General features: G+C 69.5%; 10 protein-coding genes and 1 pseudogene. 2 read left to right on the top strand and 9 right to left on the bottom strand.

Going from position 1 to position 17,325, the window contains the following annotated elements:
* Positions 1-20 precede the first annotated feature (20 nt).
* From VGV60_05320 to VGV60_05305, 4 genes are read right to left on the bottom strand one after another with little or no spacing between them, the layout of a single operon-like run.
* A complete protein-coding gene (locus VGV60_05320) occupies positions 21-539 on the bottom strand; it encodes a cytochrome c (GenBank protein HEV8700673.1) in 519 nt (172 codons plus the stop codon).
* Positions 536-1,957, bottom strand: coding sequence for an aromatic ring-hydroxylating dioxygenase subunit alpha (locus VGV60_05315; GenBank protein HEV8700672.1), 1,422 nt, complete (start codon positions 1,955-1,957; stop codon positions 536-538). Before VGV60_05315 ends, VGV60_05320 begins: the two co-directional genes overlap by 4 nt.
* Positions 1,954-4,962: a hypothetical protein gene (locus VGV60_05310; GenBank protein ID HEV8700671.1), complete on the bottom strand. Its 3,009-nt coding sequence runs from the start codon at positions 4,960-4,962 to the stop codon at positions 1,954-1,956. The genes VGV60_05315 and VGV60_05310 overlap by 4 nt, the downstream gene beginning before the upstream one ends.
* A gap of 5 nt (positions 4,963-4,967) precedes the next feature.
* Entirely contained in the window at positions 4,968-12,053 is a 7,086-nt protein-coding gene (locus VGV60_05305; GenBank protein HEV8700670.1) for a kelch repeat-containing protein, read from the bottom strand.
* Positions 12,054-12,436: 383 nt separating this feature from the next.
* Between VGV60_05305 and VGV60_05300 the strand changes: the two are divergent.
* Positions 12,437-12,661 (top strand): annotated as a pseudogene (locus VGV60_05300) (DUF4160 domain-containing protein).
* Positions 12,662-12,922: 261 nt separating this feature from the next.
* On the opposite strand, the gene VGV60_05295 reads toward VGV60_05300, so the two are convergent.
* On the bottom strand, positions 12,923-14,668 hold the full coding sequence (locus VGV60_05295) for a hypothetical protein (protein ID HEV8700669.1): 1,746 nt from the start codon (positions 14,666-14,668) through the stop codon (positions 12,923-12,925).
* Between the two features lie 35 nt (positions 14,669-14,703).
* Between VGV60_05295 and VGV60_05290 the strand changes: the two genes are divergently transcribed.
* The gene (locus tag VGV60_05290; GenBank protein ID HEV8700668.1) at positions 14,704-14,976 is read left to right on the top strand and encodes a hypothetical protein; all 273 of its coding nucleotides are present in this window, start codon (positions 14,704-14,706) and stop codon (positions 14,974-14,976) included.
* A 24-nt stretch (positions 14,977-15,000) separates the two neighbouring features.
* Here VGV60_05290 and VGV60_05285 read toward each other — a convergent pair whose 3' ends face one another.
* The 4 genes from VGV60_05285 to VGV60_05270 form a co-directional block, all read right to left on the bottom strand.
* Positions 15,001-16,389, bottom strand: coding sequence for a sulfatase-like hydrolase/transferase (locus tag VGV60_05285; GenBank protein ID HEV8700667.1), 1,389 nt, complete (start codon positions 16,387-16,389; stop codon positions 15,001-15,003).
* Entirely contained in the window at positions 16,383-16,595 is a 213-nt protein-coding gene (locus VGV60_05280; protein ID HEV8700666.1) for an AbrB/MazE/SpoVT family DNA-binding domain-containing protein, read from the bottom strand. The genes VGV60_05285 and VGV60_05280 overlap by 7 nt, the downstream gene beginning before the upstream one ends.
* 201 nt (positions 16,596-16,796) lie before the next feature.
* Positions 16,797-17,027 (bottom strand): type II toxin-antitoxin system HicA family toxin, encoded by a 231-nt coding sequence (locus tag VGV60_05275; GenBank protein ID HEV8700665.1) that lies wholly within the window; start codon positions 17,025-17,027, stop codon positions 16,797-16,799.
* The gene (locus tag VGV60_05270) at positions 17,027-17,239 is read right to left on the bottom strand and encodes a type II toxin-antitoxin system HicB family antitoxin (protein HEV8700664.1); all 213 of its coding nucleotides are present in this window, start codon (positions 17,237-17,239) and stop codon (positions 17,027-17,029) included. The genes VGV60_05275 and VGV60_05270 overlap by 1 nt, the downstream gene beginning before the upstream one ends.
* Positions 17,240-17,325: the final 86 nt, after the last annotated feature.

Below are 17,325 nucleotides of genomic sequence, written 5' to 3'. Positions count from 1 at the left end.
AAGTCAACAATCCCGCCGTCTCAGTCCGCGGCCGGCGCCATCCGGATCTCCGCCAGCGTGGCGAAATCGGCGGCGAGCTCCGCCTCGCCGGCGCGAAATCCATTCCGGCTCAGGATGTAGGCGAGGACGTCGGCATACTCCGGGTCGCTCAGCTTCGGGGTGTTGCCGAAGGGCATCGCCTTCCGGATCCATTCGAACAGATCGCCGGCCGTGCGCGTGTTCCAGCGGGACAGGAACGCCTCGCCGACCAGCGGGGGCACGACCTCCAGTCCCGTCATCGTCGGCTTGTGGCATTGCGAGCAGGACGTGAAGTAGACCGCCTCGCCGCGCCGGCTCTGCGCTTCGGTGTACACGCCGTCCCGGATGCTGCGCTGCGGGGCGAGCGGTGCGACTGGGACGGCGGGCGCCGCGACACTCTGCGGCGGCGCAGCGTCCTGCCGTGACGCGACGTCCTGCGGCGCCGCGAGATCCTGCGGCCCCCTTCGCGCCGCGCAACCGAGAGCGAGCAGCATGAGGCCGGCCGCCGGCAACCCCCTCACGCCTTGACGACCTCGGTCATGTACCACTTGATGAAGTCGGCCGGATAGTTCTCGTTGCCGGCGTAGCGCCCGGAGCTGTAGGCGCCCGACGTGATGCCGAGGTGGTTGTTCTCGACGATCCAGATGTCCTCCTGGATGGTGATGCCCCAGAGGGCCATGAGCTTGTCGGCGCTATAGTCCTTTCCCTCGACCGCATCGGGATGGACCAGCCAGAAGATCTCGCAATCGGTGAGGGCGACGTCGCGCGGCGTGAAGCGGGCCACCATGACGTGATCGTCGTATGCCTGCCAGTAGGCGGTCGACCAGTCGGTGGTCGCGATGCTGGTCTTGTGGGTCCAGTCCTTGATGCCGGGAAGGAGCGGCGCCAGCGGCTTCCCGTCGAGCGAGCCGGTGAGGAAGCCCGGGTTCAGCTCCCCCTCGAAGCTGGTGGGGCTGCTCGGCCCCCCCATCCCCATGGCCTGCTTCGCGGCGGCCGCCGCGCTCGACTGCCGGGCGATCCAGGCCGCGACCTCCCTGTCCCTCCGGGCCTGCTGCTCGTCCGAAAGCTGGTGGTCCCAGTTGTGGGTCGTCACCAGGTTCTTGTGCGAGGGGCCGCAGTGGTAGCACTCGAGGAAGTTCTCGATCGCCAGCTTCCAGTTGGCCTTGATCGGGTAGAAGCGCCTGGGCCCGATCTTCAGCTTCGCGAAGCTGTACTGCCGGGCCACATCCCGGAAATACTCGAGGCTCTTCTCGAAATCGGGGGGCGCGTCCTTCCGGGACAGGTTCACGAAGATGTGCCCTTCGGCGACCCGCACGTGGCAGGGGACGAGACCGTTCTTCGCCGGGTCGAAATCCTTCTGCATCCTGTAGGACTGGATGAGGCGGCCGTCCAGATCGTAGGTCCACCCGTGGTACGGGCAGCGGAACACCGGCGTGTTGCCGCTGGTGCTCAGCTGGCGCACCGAAAGGCGGGGATCCCCGGGCTTCGGATCGTCGCTGTCCCGGCACAGTCTCGAGCCTCGATGACGGCAGACGTTGTGCCAGGCCTTCACCGCCCCCTCGCCGTTGCGCACGATGATGACGCTCTCGCCACGACCGTACTCGAAGACGAAGTAGTCGCCGGCGGCGGGGATCCGGCTCTCGTGATCGACCATCAGCCAGAAGTGGTCGGCGATGAAGCGCTCGTCGTTGTGGTAGTGCTTCGGGTCGAGGTAATACTCGGCCGGGATCGTCGTCCCTTCGCGCCACCCGTTCGGGTAGCTCCGGGCGGCCGCCCCTCCGGCCGGCGCGGGGGGCGCGTCGACCGCCGGACGGGTCCCTTCGGCCGCCTCGGCGGCCACCCCGGCGCGGAGCACCTCGGGAAACGCCACGGCCGCGGCCCCCGCGGCAAGCGTGGTCCTGGCGAAGTCACGACGGTTGACGCTTTTTCTGCTCTTCACGGTGTCCTCCCCGAGTGCGTCCCTGGGCGCCGGCTGGCTGTTGAGGCCCGAATAATAACGCAGCCACGGCACGAAGTGAGTGTGCCCCCGACCGTGGCGCCGACGATCGCCACTCCTTCCCCGTCGCTCCCCACGAAGACGTCGCCGGTGCGCGGGTCGGCGAGGAGGCGGACCGCGGTCGGGGGGACGCCGTCCTCCGGATCGAGGATGTCGGCCGCCCCGGCGTCCGGCCGGAGCAGGGCGATGACCCCTCCCGGGTAGAGCACGTGCCAGATGCCGCGTCCGTCGATCGCCAGATCGATCGGCGACGCGGCGCCAGGCTTCCCACGGGCCCGGCGCGGATGCCGCAGCGAAAACAGAACCGGCTGGAGTCGAGCCTCGTCCCAGCGTTCGACCCGCGCGCCGACGACGCCGATCGTCCCGCTCACCGGGTCCCGAGCGATGGACGAAGCCGCGTCGGTGGAGCGGCGCTCCCAGGTTCCGTCCGCGCGGATCTCCAGCACCCCGGCCCGCGTGGCGGCGAACACCGAGTCCCGCCCGGGAACCTCCAGCCAGCGGGCCACGGTGGCCGCCTCCCGGCCGGCGATCTCGACGGTGCGCGCCACCCTGCCGGCGTGGATCATCTGCAGCGAGGAGCGGGCGTCGGCGCCGAACGGCAGCGGCAGGTGCACGGCCCAGATGTCCCCGTCGCGGCGCGCCAGGACCCGCTGCACGTAGGGCCCCTGCAGCCCGTCCCCGGGCCCGAGGACCGCCGCCTTCCCGTCCTTCTCGATCAGGACCAGCCCGCGCGACTCCAGGACCGCGACCAGGCCGCCACCCGGAGCGTAGCGGGCGTCCCCCGCGCCCCCCTCGGGGAAATCCCTGCCGGGCCGCCAGTGCCGTGCGATCGACCAGGAGCCGCGCGCGTCCCGTTTCAGCTCGACCAGCCCATCCTGGTGGGATGACAGAAGCACACGGCCGCTTCCCGCGTCCGCGTCGGCCGGCAGGGCGTCGGCGAGGAGCGGGCCGTCGCCGGCCGGCCCGATCGGCAGCCAGCGGTCCCGCCCGGCGGAGATCTCGAAGGCGCCGCTCGAGGTGCCGACCAGAACGGTCCCGATCGCCTCCTCGACCCGCAGGGCGGTGATCTCGCGGGGTGTGCCGGGCGCACCTGGCCGTATCCCGCCGCCCCCGGCTTGCGGAGCGAGCGGCCGCAGGCCATCCTGCGCGGCCGACAGGAGGCCGCGCCCGAACGTTCCGACCAGGATCCGCCCGGTCGTCCAGTCGGTGGCGAGCCCGGTGACCTCGACGTCCAGGGCGTCGGCGCCGGGGGCGAGCGGCGCCAGCCGGCCGGTTTCCATGTCGAGGCGGAAGATGCCGCGCACGGTCCGCCGGTCGGAGCCGTCCCCCGGGCGCGAGCCGTCCTCCGGCTGCGCGGCGTCGGCGGTCAGCATGTCGAGGGCCACGACCGGGCTTCCCGAGGCGGGATCGCGGGCCAGCGCCACGATGCGCTGCAGAGTCACCGGCCGGTCGCCGGCGGGTGGATCGCGCAGGGCCATGACGCGCGGCGCATCGCCGCAGGATCGCATGACGGCGGGCCTCATCCCCTGCCCCCCCTGGCGCACGAACCCGCCCAGGACGAAGCAGCCGTCGATCGGGTCGAACAGCGCGGCCGAGAGCCCGGCGAGCGGCACGTCCGGAGCGGGCAGGGGGCGCCGCTCGAGCCGGCCGTCCCGAAGCACGAGGAGCTCCGCTTCGGCCGTTCTCCGTCCCCCGGGATCCTCTCCCTGGATCTGGACCAGGAGAGTGCCGTCCAGGGTCGAGAGGGCGCCGGGGCCGGCGCGCTGACGCCAGGCGGCCCGTCCCCAGGCCGGCGGTGCGGGGCTCCAGGAGTTCGAGCGCGGCGGGCCCACGGGCAGCCAGGACGAAGGGTCCGCGCCGATCTCCACGACACCGCTGTCGGTCCCGACGAAGACGCGTCCGATCGCCGGGTCGGGGAGGACGAGCCGCGCCAGTCCCGAGGCCACGCCGGCCTCGGCACCGAGCCGGCGCAGGGTTCCGTCCCCCAGGGCGAGCCAGAGCCCGCCGCCGCTCAGGCCGATGAAGCGCGCCCCGTCCATAGCGCCGAGGCCCAGGACGAACGCCCTGCCCGGATCCAGCCGGCTCAGCGACCGCATCGACCGCTTGACGCTGTACGCCCGCGCCGGCGCGTCGGGGGGACAGCGCGACGATCCGCCGCCCGCGTCGCGCAGCTCGACGTAGAAGTCCACGATCCCGCCGGGAGCCGGATCGGGAAGGCTCGCCCTGAGCACGTAGATGGCGGCCGGCCCGCCCGTTCCCTCGCGCCGGACCACCTGGAACGGGATGCGGCGGTCGGCGAGGGACCCGGGATCCTCGTCGGCGAGACGGGCCACCAGCTCGGCGACGGGAGGGGAGGACGCCCCGACGCGCATCTCCACGGCCGATCGCCCGCGGGCGAGCTCCGCCGCGGACGGGGCGCGCACCGAAAGCACGCTCGACGCCGTCACGCGGAAGCGGTACTCCGCCGGGGCGCGGGCCGGATGACGGCTCTCGCCGCCGGCGGCGCTCGAGAAGACGGCGTGGTACGCGACCGCCGAGCCCGCCGCCTGGCCCGGGATCTCGCCGACCCAGGTCCCCGCGTCGCGGCCGCGCCGGAGGACGACGCCCGGCTCCGTGGCGGAAGGCCCGCCGGCTCCGAGGACCGAGTAGATCAGTCGCCCCGCCACCGCCGGGGGGCCGGCGAGCTGCCTGAAGAGGATCGGATACGGCCCGCGGGTGTCGGCGGTGTCCGGGTGACGGGTGGAGACGAAGGCGGCCGGCCCCGGTGCGGGCGGAGCCTCGGCGGGCAGAATCGCGGCGGCCGGGGCGGCATCGCGCGCGTCGGCGGCCCCGCGCGCATCGGCGGCATCGCGCGCGAGGAGCGAGCCGCACGCGGCCGCCACGCCGCACGCGAGGGCCAGGACCCGGGGCGCCGCGGCGGAGCGCCGGCGATCAGGCGTCCGCCGCACCGCGATCAGTATTCAGGCTCACCGTCCACGGTCAGGACGGCATAGGGCGGCGGCACGCTCCACAGCCCGTTCCCGGGGGTCGTGGACAGCCGCTCGTTGCCGTCCGACGCGTCCCTGGTCCTGACCCGGTAGTAGATCCGGCTGAGGGCGCCGCCGGCCTGCAGCTGGTTCCACTTGCCGGCGTTCGGGGTCCAGGTTCCGTAGCACTCCGGGCTGGCGGCGGTCGACGGATCGCGGTCCACGTCGATCCACGGGCTGTCGATGATGGGGGACGGGAAGGTCGGATCGGTCGAGACCTCCACCTTGAACTTGGCGTTGCACGGTGCGGGGTTGCTGAACGTCGCGTCGCCGCCGACGCCGTCCAGGCGGTAGCGCGGTCCCGTCCAGACGTGGAACGTCGGGGCCGGCCCGGCCAGCTCGAGGTAGTCCACTTCCGGCATGTAGACGCCGTTCAGCGTCAGGTCGTCGCCGGGATCGTTGTCGTCCACGTCGATCACCGCGTCGGCCCCGTTCTCGCCCGCCAGGCAGGGAGCCCCGCCGTCCAGGCAGGTGTACGGGACCAGGAAGACGCCGGCGCGCGCGAAGCCGGCGGTGACCTTGTTCGAGCTGTGCGGTCCGTTATGGGCGAACGCCGGCGGCCCTCCCGGCGACCCGGAGGTGGCCCACTGATCGAGCATCTCGGTCTCGAGGTCGTACAGGTGCCGGTAGATGCCGAGGTCGCTGCACGCGGGGGCGGCCCCGAAGAAGCCGGTGTGCTTCATCGCCCGCTGGTAGCGCACGCCGAACTGCGGCACCCCCGAGGGACGGCACTTGCTGCGCATGCCGAGCCGCACCTGCCAGAGCGCCGCCGCGCCGATCTGTCCGTCGTCGTAATTGCAGCTGCTGGTGCCCGGGCCGCGGTGCTCGGGGAAATGATCCCCCGCGTCCCCCGGGTTGAACGGCACCGACACCTCGTGCAGCCGCGGCAGGTAGCCGGCCTCGTTGTTCCCCGGCGAGCAGTTGAGGCTGTTGTTCACGGGCCCGCCGATGTTCTTGCCGACCCACCCCGCCGTGCAGTTGGTGTTCTCGAAGTGGTCGGCCCAGAAGTCGGCCAGGTCGTGGAACTTCCCCCAGCCGAGCGGCATGGCGCAGGGGAAGAAGCAGAACGGCGTGCAGCACCAGTCGCCCGGCCGGGCGTTGGTCAGGCGCGGCGTGATGCTGTGCGCCAGCTCGTGCGCCACGACCGTGTTGTCGTGCGCGAAGTTGGTGAACTCGCCCGGCACGTTCGGACAGCCGGCGTCGAAGTACCCGGCGCACGCCCCGTACGTCATCGAGGCGTTGGCGTTGCACCAGTTGCCGCAGGTGCCGCCCGGGCAATCGAGGTTGCCCGTGCAGAAGCCGCCGTTGTTCGAGCCGCCGGCGCATCTCTTGACCTCGACCTTGGGGTTCCAGACCGACGCGGGGAAGGGGGTGAAGATGCCGTTGCTCAGCACCGTCTGGCGATAGCGGTAGATGCTGGCGAAGAAGTCGACCTGCTGGAACGCCTTGTTGGTCCCCGAGGCGCACAGCGCCTGGGCTTCATTGTTGATCGGCGACTGGTTGAAGTTGGCGAACGTGCCGCTGCTGCCCCCCGAGCTGTCGGAGATGCTGATGTCCGAGGCGTCGTACCCGTTCCCCCTGTAGTCGACCCGGTTCATCACCCCCGCCAGCTTCAGCGTGTACAGGCCCCCCGCGGCGGGATCGACCTGGAACGACTGCAAGACCGTCCCGAGGCCGGGGTCGCGCTTGTACACCTCGCCCGTGGCGCTGACGTCGCTGAACAGGGGAGTCATCTCGAGGATCTGGCCGGTCGCGGCATCGAGCCACAGGAGGAACGGCCCGTCCGCCAGGCCGGCCGACAGGCCGTTCAGGATCATCCGGTAGGCGTAGCGCAGCTGCACGATCCCCTGGCGATCGCTGCCGTAGGGGAGAAGGACCAGGTACGGGCCGTCCTCCGCCCGCTGCGACAGGACCGCCAGAACACCCGGGGTCGCCCGCAGGGCGCTGATCCCCACGGCCGGGGCGTCGGCCATCGGAATCATGACCTGGTTGCCGACGCTGTACCGGTTCACCAGCGCCCCCCGGACACTCGTGACCGCCTGCCCCTCCCAGCGGGACGCGAGGAGCATGGTGTGCTCGATCGGCACGCCGCTCTCCATCTGCTGGAAGGGATAGATGATCTCCTGGCGCTCGATCCCGGCGACGTACTGGGCGAAGTTCATCCCCTCGCCGGTCTCCAGGGCCTCGTCGATTTCCGCGTCGGGCGGGACCCGCCCGAGGAAGACGTCGATCATGTGCTGCGTCTCGGGGCGCAAAAGCTCGGGGAAGCTCATGAACTCGAACTCCACGTCCTTCGCCAGTCCGCTGAAATCGGCCCGCTTCTGCGCGATGCCGTCGTCGGGCGGAGGAAAGAGGACCTGGGCGCCCCGCGTGAAGCACGTCCCCATCGCCTGCACGGCGGGCAGGATGAACTTCTGGCGCACCTCGGCCGCGGTCTGGGTGCTCGCGAGGGCGACCGGGAAGCTCAGGAAGATCGGGTCCCCTTCGAACGCCGGGAGCTGGGCCCCGACGCCGGCCGGCAGGGTGTCCGGATTCCCGATGCAGGGGATCTGCGCGTTCGGATCCGGTGGATCGACGTGCGGCGGCGTCTCGACCGAGGTCCCGGGCCCGGGGGAGCAGGGGAACATGTTCGGCCGGGTGTCGCCGTTCGAGGCCTGGCCGAGCGGCCCCTCGCCGCAGCCGGTCTGGCCGGTGTTGTCGTAGTAGAAGGCCATCCCCGCGGGGGGCGCCATCCCGTCCACCGAGATGGTGGGGCCGTTCTGCTGCGCGTCGTCCTTCTCGAAGCAGCCGTGGTCGTAGGGCGCGGCGCGGCTCCCCATCATCGTCCGGGGGATCGTGCCGCGGTAGGTGTTGTACGTCTCGGCCAGGGCGATGGCCCCCCAGCTGAGCCGCGTGACTCCGGGCACGGGCGTATTCGCCAGCATCAGCGTGGGGCCGACCGGGCCCGGCACCGGCGTCCCGGGGGCGTTCGGGGCGCAGTCGCACGCGTCCCCCAGCCCGTCGCCGTCGCTGTCCTTCTGATCGGGATTGAACCGGAACGGGCAGTTGTCGATCGGATCGCACAGCCCGTCGCCGTGGCCGTCGTCGGCCGTGCCACACACGCCGTCCGGGCCGTCGAGCAGCGGGTTGTCGTCGGCCGTGCCGCACAGGCCGTCCAGGCCGTTGGCCGTCTCCGAGTCGGCCAGCGGCACGTTCCGGCAGGCGTCCTGGCCGGGATCGCAGCGGTCCGCCGTGCAGGGGTTGTTGTCGTCGCAGATCGGCGGCGTCCCCTTCTGGCAGGCCCCCGTGGTGGCGAGGCAGGTCTCGCGCCCGTTGCAGAACACCCCGTCGTCACAATCGGCGTCCGACTGGCAGAACGGCGGCGCCTCGCCGCAGGTGAAGACCTCGTTGGCGCTGCTCGGCGGGCTGACCGGCAGGACGCCGGCGATGGCGTAGATCTCCGTGCCGGTGTAGACGAACTGGGACGAGATCTCCGCGACCGCGGTCGGCTTGGGAGGCTGCGGCACGATCCAGGCGTCGGCGAACGGATCGTAGGCCTCGTTGCGGGACAATAGATTGACGCCGTCGAAGCCGCCGATGGCGTAGATGCGCGTGCCGCAGACGCCGGTGACCAGGTTGGAGCGCCGCGTCGGCATGGGGGCCCCGAGGCTCCAGGTGTCGGTCGCCGGGTCGTAGACCTGCACCGCCTGGTCCTCGGCCAGCCCGTTGTAGCCGCCGATGACGTAGATCTTTCCGGTCCCGGGGAAGTAGGTCGTCGAGTAGACGTCCATCATCGGGCGGATCATCGGGGCCTTCGCGACCCAGACGCCCAGGTCCACGTCGAACGCCTCGTTGGCCTTCAGCGGCGTTCCCGAGCGCGGGGCGAGGCCGTCGCCGCCGCCGATCACGTACACGCTGCCGAGCTGGCCCCCGGCGACCCCGGGCCCCGGCACGAAGGCGGCCCCCAGGCCCCGGCGCGGCGTCGGCATCGGCGGTCCCGCGGCCCACGCGTTCGCCGCCGGGTCGTACAGCTCGACGTTGTTCAGCACCGTCCCCGACGCCTGGTTGCGCCCGCCGACCGCGAACAGCTTCGCCCTGCCGTCGCGCGTCTCGATGCAGACGCCGGTCAGCTCGGCCCGCCGCAGCGGCGCCGAGGCGGCGGCCCCCCAGGTGTTCGAGGGGATGTCGTAGACAAAGTTGGTGGACGTGTCGGGGAAGCCGGCCCGCTCGCCGTGCGTCACGAAGATCTTGTCGCCGATGATCACCCCGGCGGCCCCCTCGCGGCCGTCGGGCATCGGGGCCTTGACCGACCAGCCGAGCGGTCCGCCGACCTGCATCGGCTTGCAGCGCGCGGCGAGAGACGGCACGACCTGGAACCCGACCCCGCCGTGGCCCAGCGGGTTGTTCGGCCCGGCCATCGGCTCGAACACGGCGGCGTAGTCGCCGTACACGATCGGGCTGGGCGGGACGAACACGTCGAAGAAGGAGTACCTGAAGGTCTGCGACTGCCCCGGGCCGAGCAGGGTCGGGAGCGGCAGGTCGATCATGGACAGGCTGTCGCCCGGAACGAAACTCGAGACGTGCAGCGTCTCGATCATCACGTCGGCCGGCCGGGGATTGGTGATCGTCACGTCGAAGAAGACGTCGAAGAAGCTGGTGAACTGCCCGCCCGGCGGCCCCGGGTTGATCTGCACGCTCACGTCGAGCGGCAGGGCGTCCGGCGCGTACGGGCAGCCGTCGTTCCCGGGCGGGCCCGGATTGACCCCGCAGCGATCGGCGTAGTCCGGCGTCCCGTCGCCGTCGCTGTCCAGCCCGGGGGGCACGACCTTGACCTGGATCGACGCCGTCCCCTGCCGCCCCGCCTTGTCCGTGCCGGTCAGGGTGATCTTGTGGATCCCGGCCGTCAGGCAGGGGCCGGGAGGCAGGTAGCCGCGGCCCAGCGGTCCCTGGATGTCGTCCGACCACTCCAGCATATCGCCGGGGAGCGCCCCATCGTCCGGGCTCGTCCCGGATCCGACCAGGATCAGCCCGCGGCACTCCGCGAAGATCGGCATGACGGGGTCGGGCGGGAAGCCTTCCGCCGGCGAGTGGATGAACACCTGCGGCGCCTTGCGCGGGACCTGGAACGTGCCGGCCGTCGCCTCGCCGACGTTGAAGCCGTCGGACGCCTGCACGCGCAGGACGATGTGCGCGCCCCCCGGCAGGATGGCCGGGTCGCCGATATACGACGGCTGCGTCAGGTTGTTCGCCAGGGCCAGGTAGTGCTGCCCGTTGTCCGGGCTGTACTGCACGGCGTAGGTCAGCGGCCCGCCGTCGGCGTCCGAGGCGGCCCAGCGGATCTCGAACGGCTGGTTCAAGACCGGCGTCTGCCGCGGATCGGGGCTCAGGATCTGCACGGCGGGCACGCCCGGCGTGAGGCGAATCGACGAAAGCAGCGCGCCCCTCGCCAGGTCCATCAGCCGGATCTCGCTCAGGTTGAGCGCCCCGGTCGGGCCGAGCGGTGTCGCGATGTGCATCAGGAAGGCGTAATCGGACTGGTTGTGCCCGTCGCCGTCCGGGTCGTCGAAGTCAGCGAAGAAGCGCCGCTCGTCGACGATCTGCCCCTGCAGCCCGAGAAGCTGCACGGCGAAGTCCCCCTCGCGGAACCCCTCGGGCGGGTCGGGCGGGATCGGCCGCTTCAGCCGCCAGGCCGGGTGCAGCTTCCCCACGCGGGACGGATCGATCCCCCCGGTCACCAGGATGAAGTCGACGTTCGGCAGGTTCTCCTCCGAGGTCAGGATCGGCCCGAACGGCAGGAAGGTCTCGAGCGGGAAGGCCTGCCACCAGTTGAAGTGGCACGTGTCGAAGAGCGACTCCGGCCCCGGGTCGTCCCACTTGTTCCACATGATCGAGTAGCGGGCCGAGTCCTGCCACGCCGCCGAGGTCACCTGCCCCGGGACCATGACGTCCAGCTTGGTCGAGGGGACCGGCGTCCCGGTCGAGGTGTCCCAGCCGACCAGGCCCAGCTGGCCGCTGTTCGTGTCCAGCCCGGGGTGGGCGTCGCACGCCCAGTTCACGTCCGGCGCGCCGTCCGCGTAGTGCACCTGATGATAGTTGTGGTACAGCTCGTGGGTGAACGTCCTCTGGTGCCGCGTCGGGTCGGTGTTCCCGTAAGCCCCGCGCCCGATGGTCGAGGCGCAGGAGCCCGGGAGCGACGAGTTGCCGTTCCCCGAGACGCCCCCCTGCCACCAGCCGTACGCCTGGTCGTAGGTCGTCGAGCCCTGAACCCGCATGCCGGCCAGGGTCGAGCGCAGGACGCCCCCCGGGTCGACGGTGCTCGAGAGATCGGACGTCCACTGCAGCGGCGTCGGGTTGACCCAGTACTGCAGCTTGCAGGGGGCGATCGGCCCCGATTTGCGGAACCAGTCCAGCCCGTTCGCCACCAGCGCCGGGTCCGGCGTCTTGGTCGGCGGCGTGGCCGGGTTGTTGTCGTGGTCGAACTGCAGCCGCACCCCCTCGATCCGCAGGCGCTGGTTGTGGACGAACGTGACCATCTGCGCCGGCGGATCGGTGGCGGTGATCGACGCCGGGCTGGTCGTGATGTCGAGCTCCAGGCTCACCGTGCCATTCGGCGGGAACGCCCAGTCGAAGTTCAGGCTGCTGTTGGCGCTCGCCGGATTGGCGGACAGCCAGGGAGTGACCGAGATCGGCCCGTTGGTCGCCGCCAGGGTCGCGATGGTCGACCCTCCCTGCTTGATCGTCAGCGTCCCGTCCACCGAGATCGGCGTGAAGTCCGGAAAGTGGCCGAACAGCACGTGCGTGAGCCGCGTCCCCTCGATGTAGGCGCGGATGGTCGTGGGCTTGTGGGCCGTCAGCGGCACGCTCGACGCCAGCCCCTGCTGCGGCAGGGTCTGGATCGACTGGGTGACCTCCATCGCCCCGAGCGCCCGGTGCACCTCCGCCGGGTTGTGGGCGAACGCCGGCCCCGCGAGCGATGCGGCGGCCAGGAGAATGAACGCGGTGGTGGCGGCGGCGCGAAGAGTCCGATGCAGCATCAGTTCCCCCCGTCCCTTGCGGGCGAAAATGGAGTCGAAGGGCAAGGTTTTGTTGCCTAAATACCCCCACCCCGGGGTGCAGTCAATAAAAAAGGTGGAGAAAGGTGCAGTTCAAGCGGCCCGGAGCACCTGGTGAACCGCCCGCCCCCTTTAGTCGCACGAGCGGATGGAAAACGTCCGGGCTGCGACACGTATGGCGCGGCGTGAGCATCCGGCCACGGCCGGTCCCACGGGACCGGGTCGGCCAGGGCCCGGTATGCGGCGCGTCCTCCCCGCAAACGAAGCGGCGCAGCGAATTGACGAGCGGGTATGAATAATGATGCGCTGCGCGCAGCGCCGTGGCGGAAGACGCGGAAGACAGGGTGTAGCGCCGGACCGACGTCATGATCAGGCCACTGTCCGTAGCGCTCAGCCTCGACGCGAAAGGGCGGCGCAACGAGGGAACGGAGCCCCTGCACATCCATGTCCAACGCGATCGGTATCTGGCAAAGTTTTGGCTACAGCCGGTGGCGCTTGCGCGGGTAACAGGCTTCGGGGCCGTGGAGTTGCGAAGGATCGAGAGGCTCGTGGTCAAGAATGGGGCGAGACTCTTGGAGGCCTGGAATGGCGTCGCCCGTTCTCCTCGGATGCCCAGCCCATTTCGGGAACGGTGCGAACCTCGTGAGCGGGAAGGTCGTCACGGAGCCGTCGGGGCACACACTCGTCAAGCAGAACTCGCATGTGCCAGCACCGACTCCGGCGCCGGCCACGCGAGAAAGAACAGCATCCAGACGCCGTCCCGCAATCTGGTGCGGGCACTCTTCGGAATCATGGCATCACCTCATGACTCGCCGGCGAACGGCGCTTTTCCTCCACGCAAGGGGCACAGCTCACGCCCCGCCGAGGTTCGTCACCAGGAGGTCGATGAGCGACCGGATGCTAACCTGGGCCGCGCAGTCCAGGATCCAGTCGTTCCGGTCCGGCCGGGTGCCGCAGCCGTCGAGGCGCCGGCGCAGATCCATGAGCTTGCGCAGGGCCCCATTCACGTCTCCCACGAGCAGAAGCGATTCGACGTCCTCGAGAACCGATTCGATCGCGTGCTGGGTCCCGCCGCCGGCAGGGATGAAGCTGTCGGAAGGGAGCCCCGCCACGGCGGTTTGAACGAATTCGACGTCGCGGCCATCGACCAGTCCGTCACCGTCGCGGTCGGCGACCGTCGGATCCCGATCCAGGCCGTCGGGCAGCCCGTCGCCGTCGCTGTCGCCGGAGGCCGGATCGGTCCCCTGCTCGATCTCGTCGGCGTTGGAGACTCCGTCGCCGTCGGCGTCTTCGTCCCCATCGTCGATGCCGTCGCCGTCCGAATCCTGCTGCAGCGGATCGGTTCCCAGGCTCAGGACTTCAAGGCCGTCGAGGAGGCCGTCGTCGTCGGAGTCGGCATCTTTCGGGTCGGTGCCGAGGCTGATCTCGGCGCAGCTCTCCAACCCGTCCGCGTCCCCGTCGAGGCCGACCAGCTTGGCGTACATCGCATCGAGATCCAGAGAGCCGGACATGCCGCGTGGCAGGAAGGCCGAAGTGTAGCCGGCGGTCCTGAGGTCTTCGAGATACCGATTGCGGACGTACGCCTGGCCGAAGCTGCCGCCGCCCGCTCCGTGGTCGAAGTACATGTCCACGAGGTGAGCCGGATCGAGCGCCATCTCGCCGGCGAAGGTCGGGCCGTCGTCTCCGTCGTCCCATCCCCACGGGGGAGAGGCGCTGTCGGTGGAGCAGGTGACGGTAATGCCGTCGCCGCAGCCGCCGCTCTCGTTCCCCTTGAAATGCCCCCATGACGCGAAGCTCAGCGAGGCGTCACGGCTCCTTCCGGATTCCAGGATCTGCCGCTCCCAGAGGCCGCCGGCGTCGAAAAACGAAATGAGCCCGTACCCGACCTCCCGGTCGTTCCCGGAGCCTGGCACCTCGCCCGCGCCGGTGGGGAAGTAGATCACGCCGTCCTGGTCCTCCGCGCCCGTGAAATCGTCGATGTACGGCCAAACCTTGAGCCCGTGCCCCTTTGATTGCTGCGCGGTGAGCGGATGCCCGGAGCCATTGAACGACTGCAGGGTGACGGTCCCGTCGATGTCCTCGTATTTGCCGACGAGCGGGCTGTCGGCGGGCGTATAGGAATAGAAGTCAGTGTGGAAAACGGTCACGAGCGCTTCGAGCCGGCCCAGCGGGGGATCGGTCGCCCCCGCCGGCTTGCGGACGACGGCCAGGAGTCCCTCCATGTCGTTTTCATGCTCCTGATCGAAGCTCGAATCCGTCCAGTCCCTGGGGTGGAAGAAACCGTAGTCGATGAAGTAGTGCGTGCAGGTCTCGACGACCGAGTGATAGGCATGCGCGAACTGCTGGAACAATTCGAGGTGGTCCCAGTTGTCCTCGGCGTCGAAGTTCCCGTCGTAGCTGAAGGCCGAGATGAAATCGGCTCTGGCGTTGGTGCTGTCGGTGTCCTGATAGTGGATCGGAGCATGGTGGTAGGCCAGATCGGCATCGGCGGGAGTGGGGTCCGCCGCGAGCGCCCCCGGGCCAGAAAATGGACTGAACAGGACTGAGATAAGGGCGAAAGCAGCGAACGTACCCGCTGCGGGCCGGCGGTCGATCATGGCTCCCCCTCGTGGTTGGACGACTGCGTTCGTCTGTGATGGCGCAGTTTATCTCGACGAAGCGAGGGGCGTCAACCGGCGGGCACGCGGCAGAGCGGGAGCCGTCGGCCCGCACGGTGCTCGGCGGCTGCCTGCCCGGCCCGCCGGGCACCACGCCGCCGCTCCTCGACCTGCCCGAGATCTGCTCGGACGACGTGACCTGTCAGGAAGGCCCAGGCTGCCAGTACACGTGCGTCGTCCCGGCTGACTGCCCGCTGCCCTACGACGGCTGCGATATTGAGGGATGCTGCTATATCGTGGTGAAGTAAACCGGCCGTGGTAGTTCGACGGCCTCAGTCTTTGCTCGGCCCTGGTCGAGGTCCCCACAACGGCTTGGGCAGCTGGCGATTCCACTGCTGCCACGAGTCACTGAGCTCCTTCACCTTGTCCGGCCGATCGGCCGCCCGATTCCGGGTCTCGCCGATGTCTTCGGAGAGATTGTAGAGACCGGCTTCCGAAAGGTCGGTCAGCGTCGAGGGATCGACGTCGACCAGCGGGCCGTCGCGAGTCTTGACCAGCTTCCAATCGCCCCGGCGAATCGCCATCGTGCCGCCCAGGCGCCAATACAGCGTGTCGTGCGGGGCGCCTTGCGCTGCGCCGGTCAGAAACGGCAGGAGATCGACGCCGTCGAACGCTGCTCCGTTCGTCGCCACGCCCGCGGCGGCAAGCGCGGTCGGCACGACGTCGAGCTGAATGATCGGCCTGTGATCCACCCGCCCCGCGTCGAGGTGCCCTTTCCACGACATCGCGAACGCGACGCGAATGCCGCCTTCCCAGGTCTGCCGCTTCGATCCGCGCAGGGGAGCGTTGCTCGACCCGTTGACCGTCGTCGTCGGCATCGTCGGTCCGCCGTTGTCGTTCAGGAAAATCACCAGCGTTGTCTCTTCAAGCTTCTGATCGCGCAGGCTGGTCAGCGTTCGCCCGATCGCATCGTCCATCGCGGCCACCATGGCGGCATAGGTGCGGCGCGTCGGGTCTGCGATGTCCGGGAAGCGATCGAGGTACTTCTCGGGCGCTTCCATCGGCACATGGGCGGCGTTGAACGCGAGATAGAGAAAGAACGGCTCCGACGCGTGCTGCTCGATGTAGCGGACGGCCCGATCGCCGAGCGCGTCCGTGAGGTACGTCACCGACGGGGCGGGCGTCATGCCGTCCAGCAGCGGGTCGGGCAGATTCGTGCCCACATCGACATAGTCGACATTCATATACGAATGGTCGGCGCCGAGGAACCCGTAGAACTCTTCAAATCCGCGACGCATCGGGTGCAATCGATCCGCCGAGCCGAGATGCCATTTGCCGAACAGGGCCGTGCGGTAACCGGCAGCCTTCAGCCTGTCCGCGATCGTCGTCTCGGTCAGGGGCAATCCGAAATCCGGGGATCCATCGGGGTTGAATTCGTAGCCGAACCGTTGCGGATACCGGCCCGTCATGAGACCTGCTCGCGTCGGGCTGCAATAGGGGCCGCTGACATAGGCGTCTGTGAAGCGAATCCCTTCGCGAGCGATCCGATCGATGTTCGGCGTTGGAATGTCCCGGCTGCCGTGGACGCCGATGTCCGCGTAACCCAGGTCGTCGGCCACAATCAGGACGATGTTCGGTCGCCGGCGACCGTCACAGGCGGTCATCAGAAGGATGGCGACCGCGGCGAGCGCCCGGATGGCGGGTTTTACCGCCATTACCATTCGTCCTCGTCCCAGCGAGTGGATCGGGCTTCATCGAGCAACTCGTCGTCACCGTGCCCGGCCATGGTCCGAAACGCTTCAACCCACCCTGCGCGAGAGCGACCCACCACGATCTCCGCGTCCTCTTCCAAGCCGGTCTGTTCCATCAGAGGCTTCGGGACGCGAATTCCTCGAGAGTTGCCCATTCGGACGAGGCGCGCCTTCATGGCTGATCTCCGAACGATGTAATCACAATGTACTCACAGATAAGGATGCTGTCTCGAGTTGTTTGCCCCCGTCAGCTCGGAGTGGCCGAAGCGCACCCGGCCATACCTCTTGATATGGACCAGGGGTCTCGAGACGGCCGGCTGGTGCTTCGACTGAGCCCCTGGCTCAGGGTGCCAGCAGCGGAGCGAGTTCGACTCGTGTCACCCGCGACAGAGCTCGAGGAATTTCTCGCGGGTCAGGTCGCAGTCGCGAAGAATCTTCGCCAGCAGTCCCGGACCGATAATCTCGCCCGCGTGGACGGGGACAACCGTCACGCGACCGTCCGGGTGTCGTAGAAAATGGTGGCTACCCTTGACGCGTGCCACCTCAAAGTCAACCCGTTGCAGCGCCGCGATGACTTCCTTGCCAGTCAATCTGGGAAGCCGGGCCATCAGCCAACGGTGACCTTCTGGACGCCGACGAAGTCGAGCGGCTCCAGCTTGTCACCTTGGGCTTCAAGACAAAGCTCGATAGCCTCGCGGATGCGAACCATCAGCTCGTCCAAGGACTTAGCCTGGCTGTGGCACCCCTTCAAGGCAGGAACGGAACCCACGTAGTAGCCTTCTGCGTCGCGCTCGATGATCACGTTGAATTCTCGGCTCATAGGTCGGCTCCCTGTACCCGCCATTCTACTACGCCCCCGGTGCCTTGGGGAGAAACGGGTCTGCCGCGCTTGCCCCCCCGTCAGCC

This window comes from Candidatus Polarisedimenticolia bacterium, assembly GCA_036001465.1.
In the GTDB taxonomy this organism is placed as follows: domain Bacteria; phylum Acidobacteriota; class Polarisedimenticolia; order Gp22-AA2; family Gp22-AA2; genus Gp22-AA3.
The sequence above is the reverse complement of the archived record's forward strand: the minus strand, read 5'-3'. Positions and strand labels throughout refer to the sequence as shown.

Excerpts from the sequence above, each read along its gene's own strand:
- VGV60_05280 (HEV8700666.1), bottom strand. The coding sequence starts at position 16,595 with ATGAAGGCGCGCCTCGTCCGAATGGGCAACTCTCGAGGAATTCGCGTC.
- VGV60_05285 (HEV8700667.1), bottom strand. The coding sequence starts at position 16,389 with ATGGTAATGGCGGTAAAACCCGCCATCCGGGCGCTCGCCGCGGTCGCC.
- VGV60_05305 (HEV8700670.1), bottom strand. The coding sequence starts at position 12,053 with ATGCTGCATCGGACTCTTCGCGCCGCCGCCACCACCGCGTTCATTCTC.
- VGV60_05275 (HEV8700665.1), bottom strand. The coding sequence starts at position 17,027 with ATGGCCCGGCTTCCCAGATTGACTGGCAAGGAAGTCATCGCGGCGCTG.
- VGV60_05270 (HEV8700664.1), bottom strand. The coding sequence starts at position 17,239 with ATGAGCCGAGAATTCAACGTGATCATCGAGCGCGACGCAGAAGGCTAC.
- VGV60_05295 (HEV8700669.1), bottom strand. The coding sequence starts at position 14,668 with ATGATCGACCGCCGGCCCGCAGCGGGTACGTTCGCTGCTTTCGCCCTT.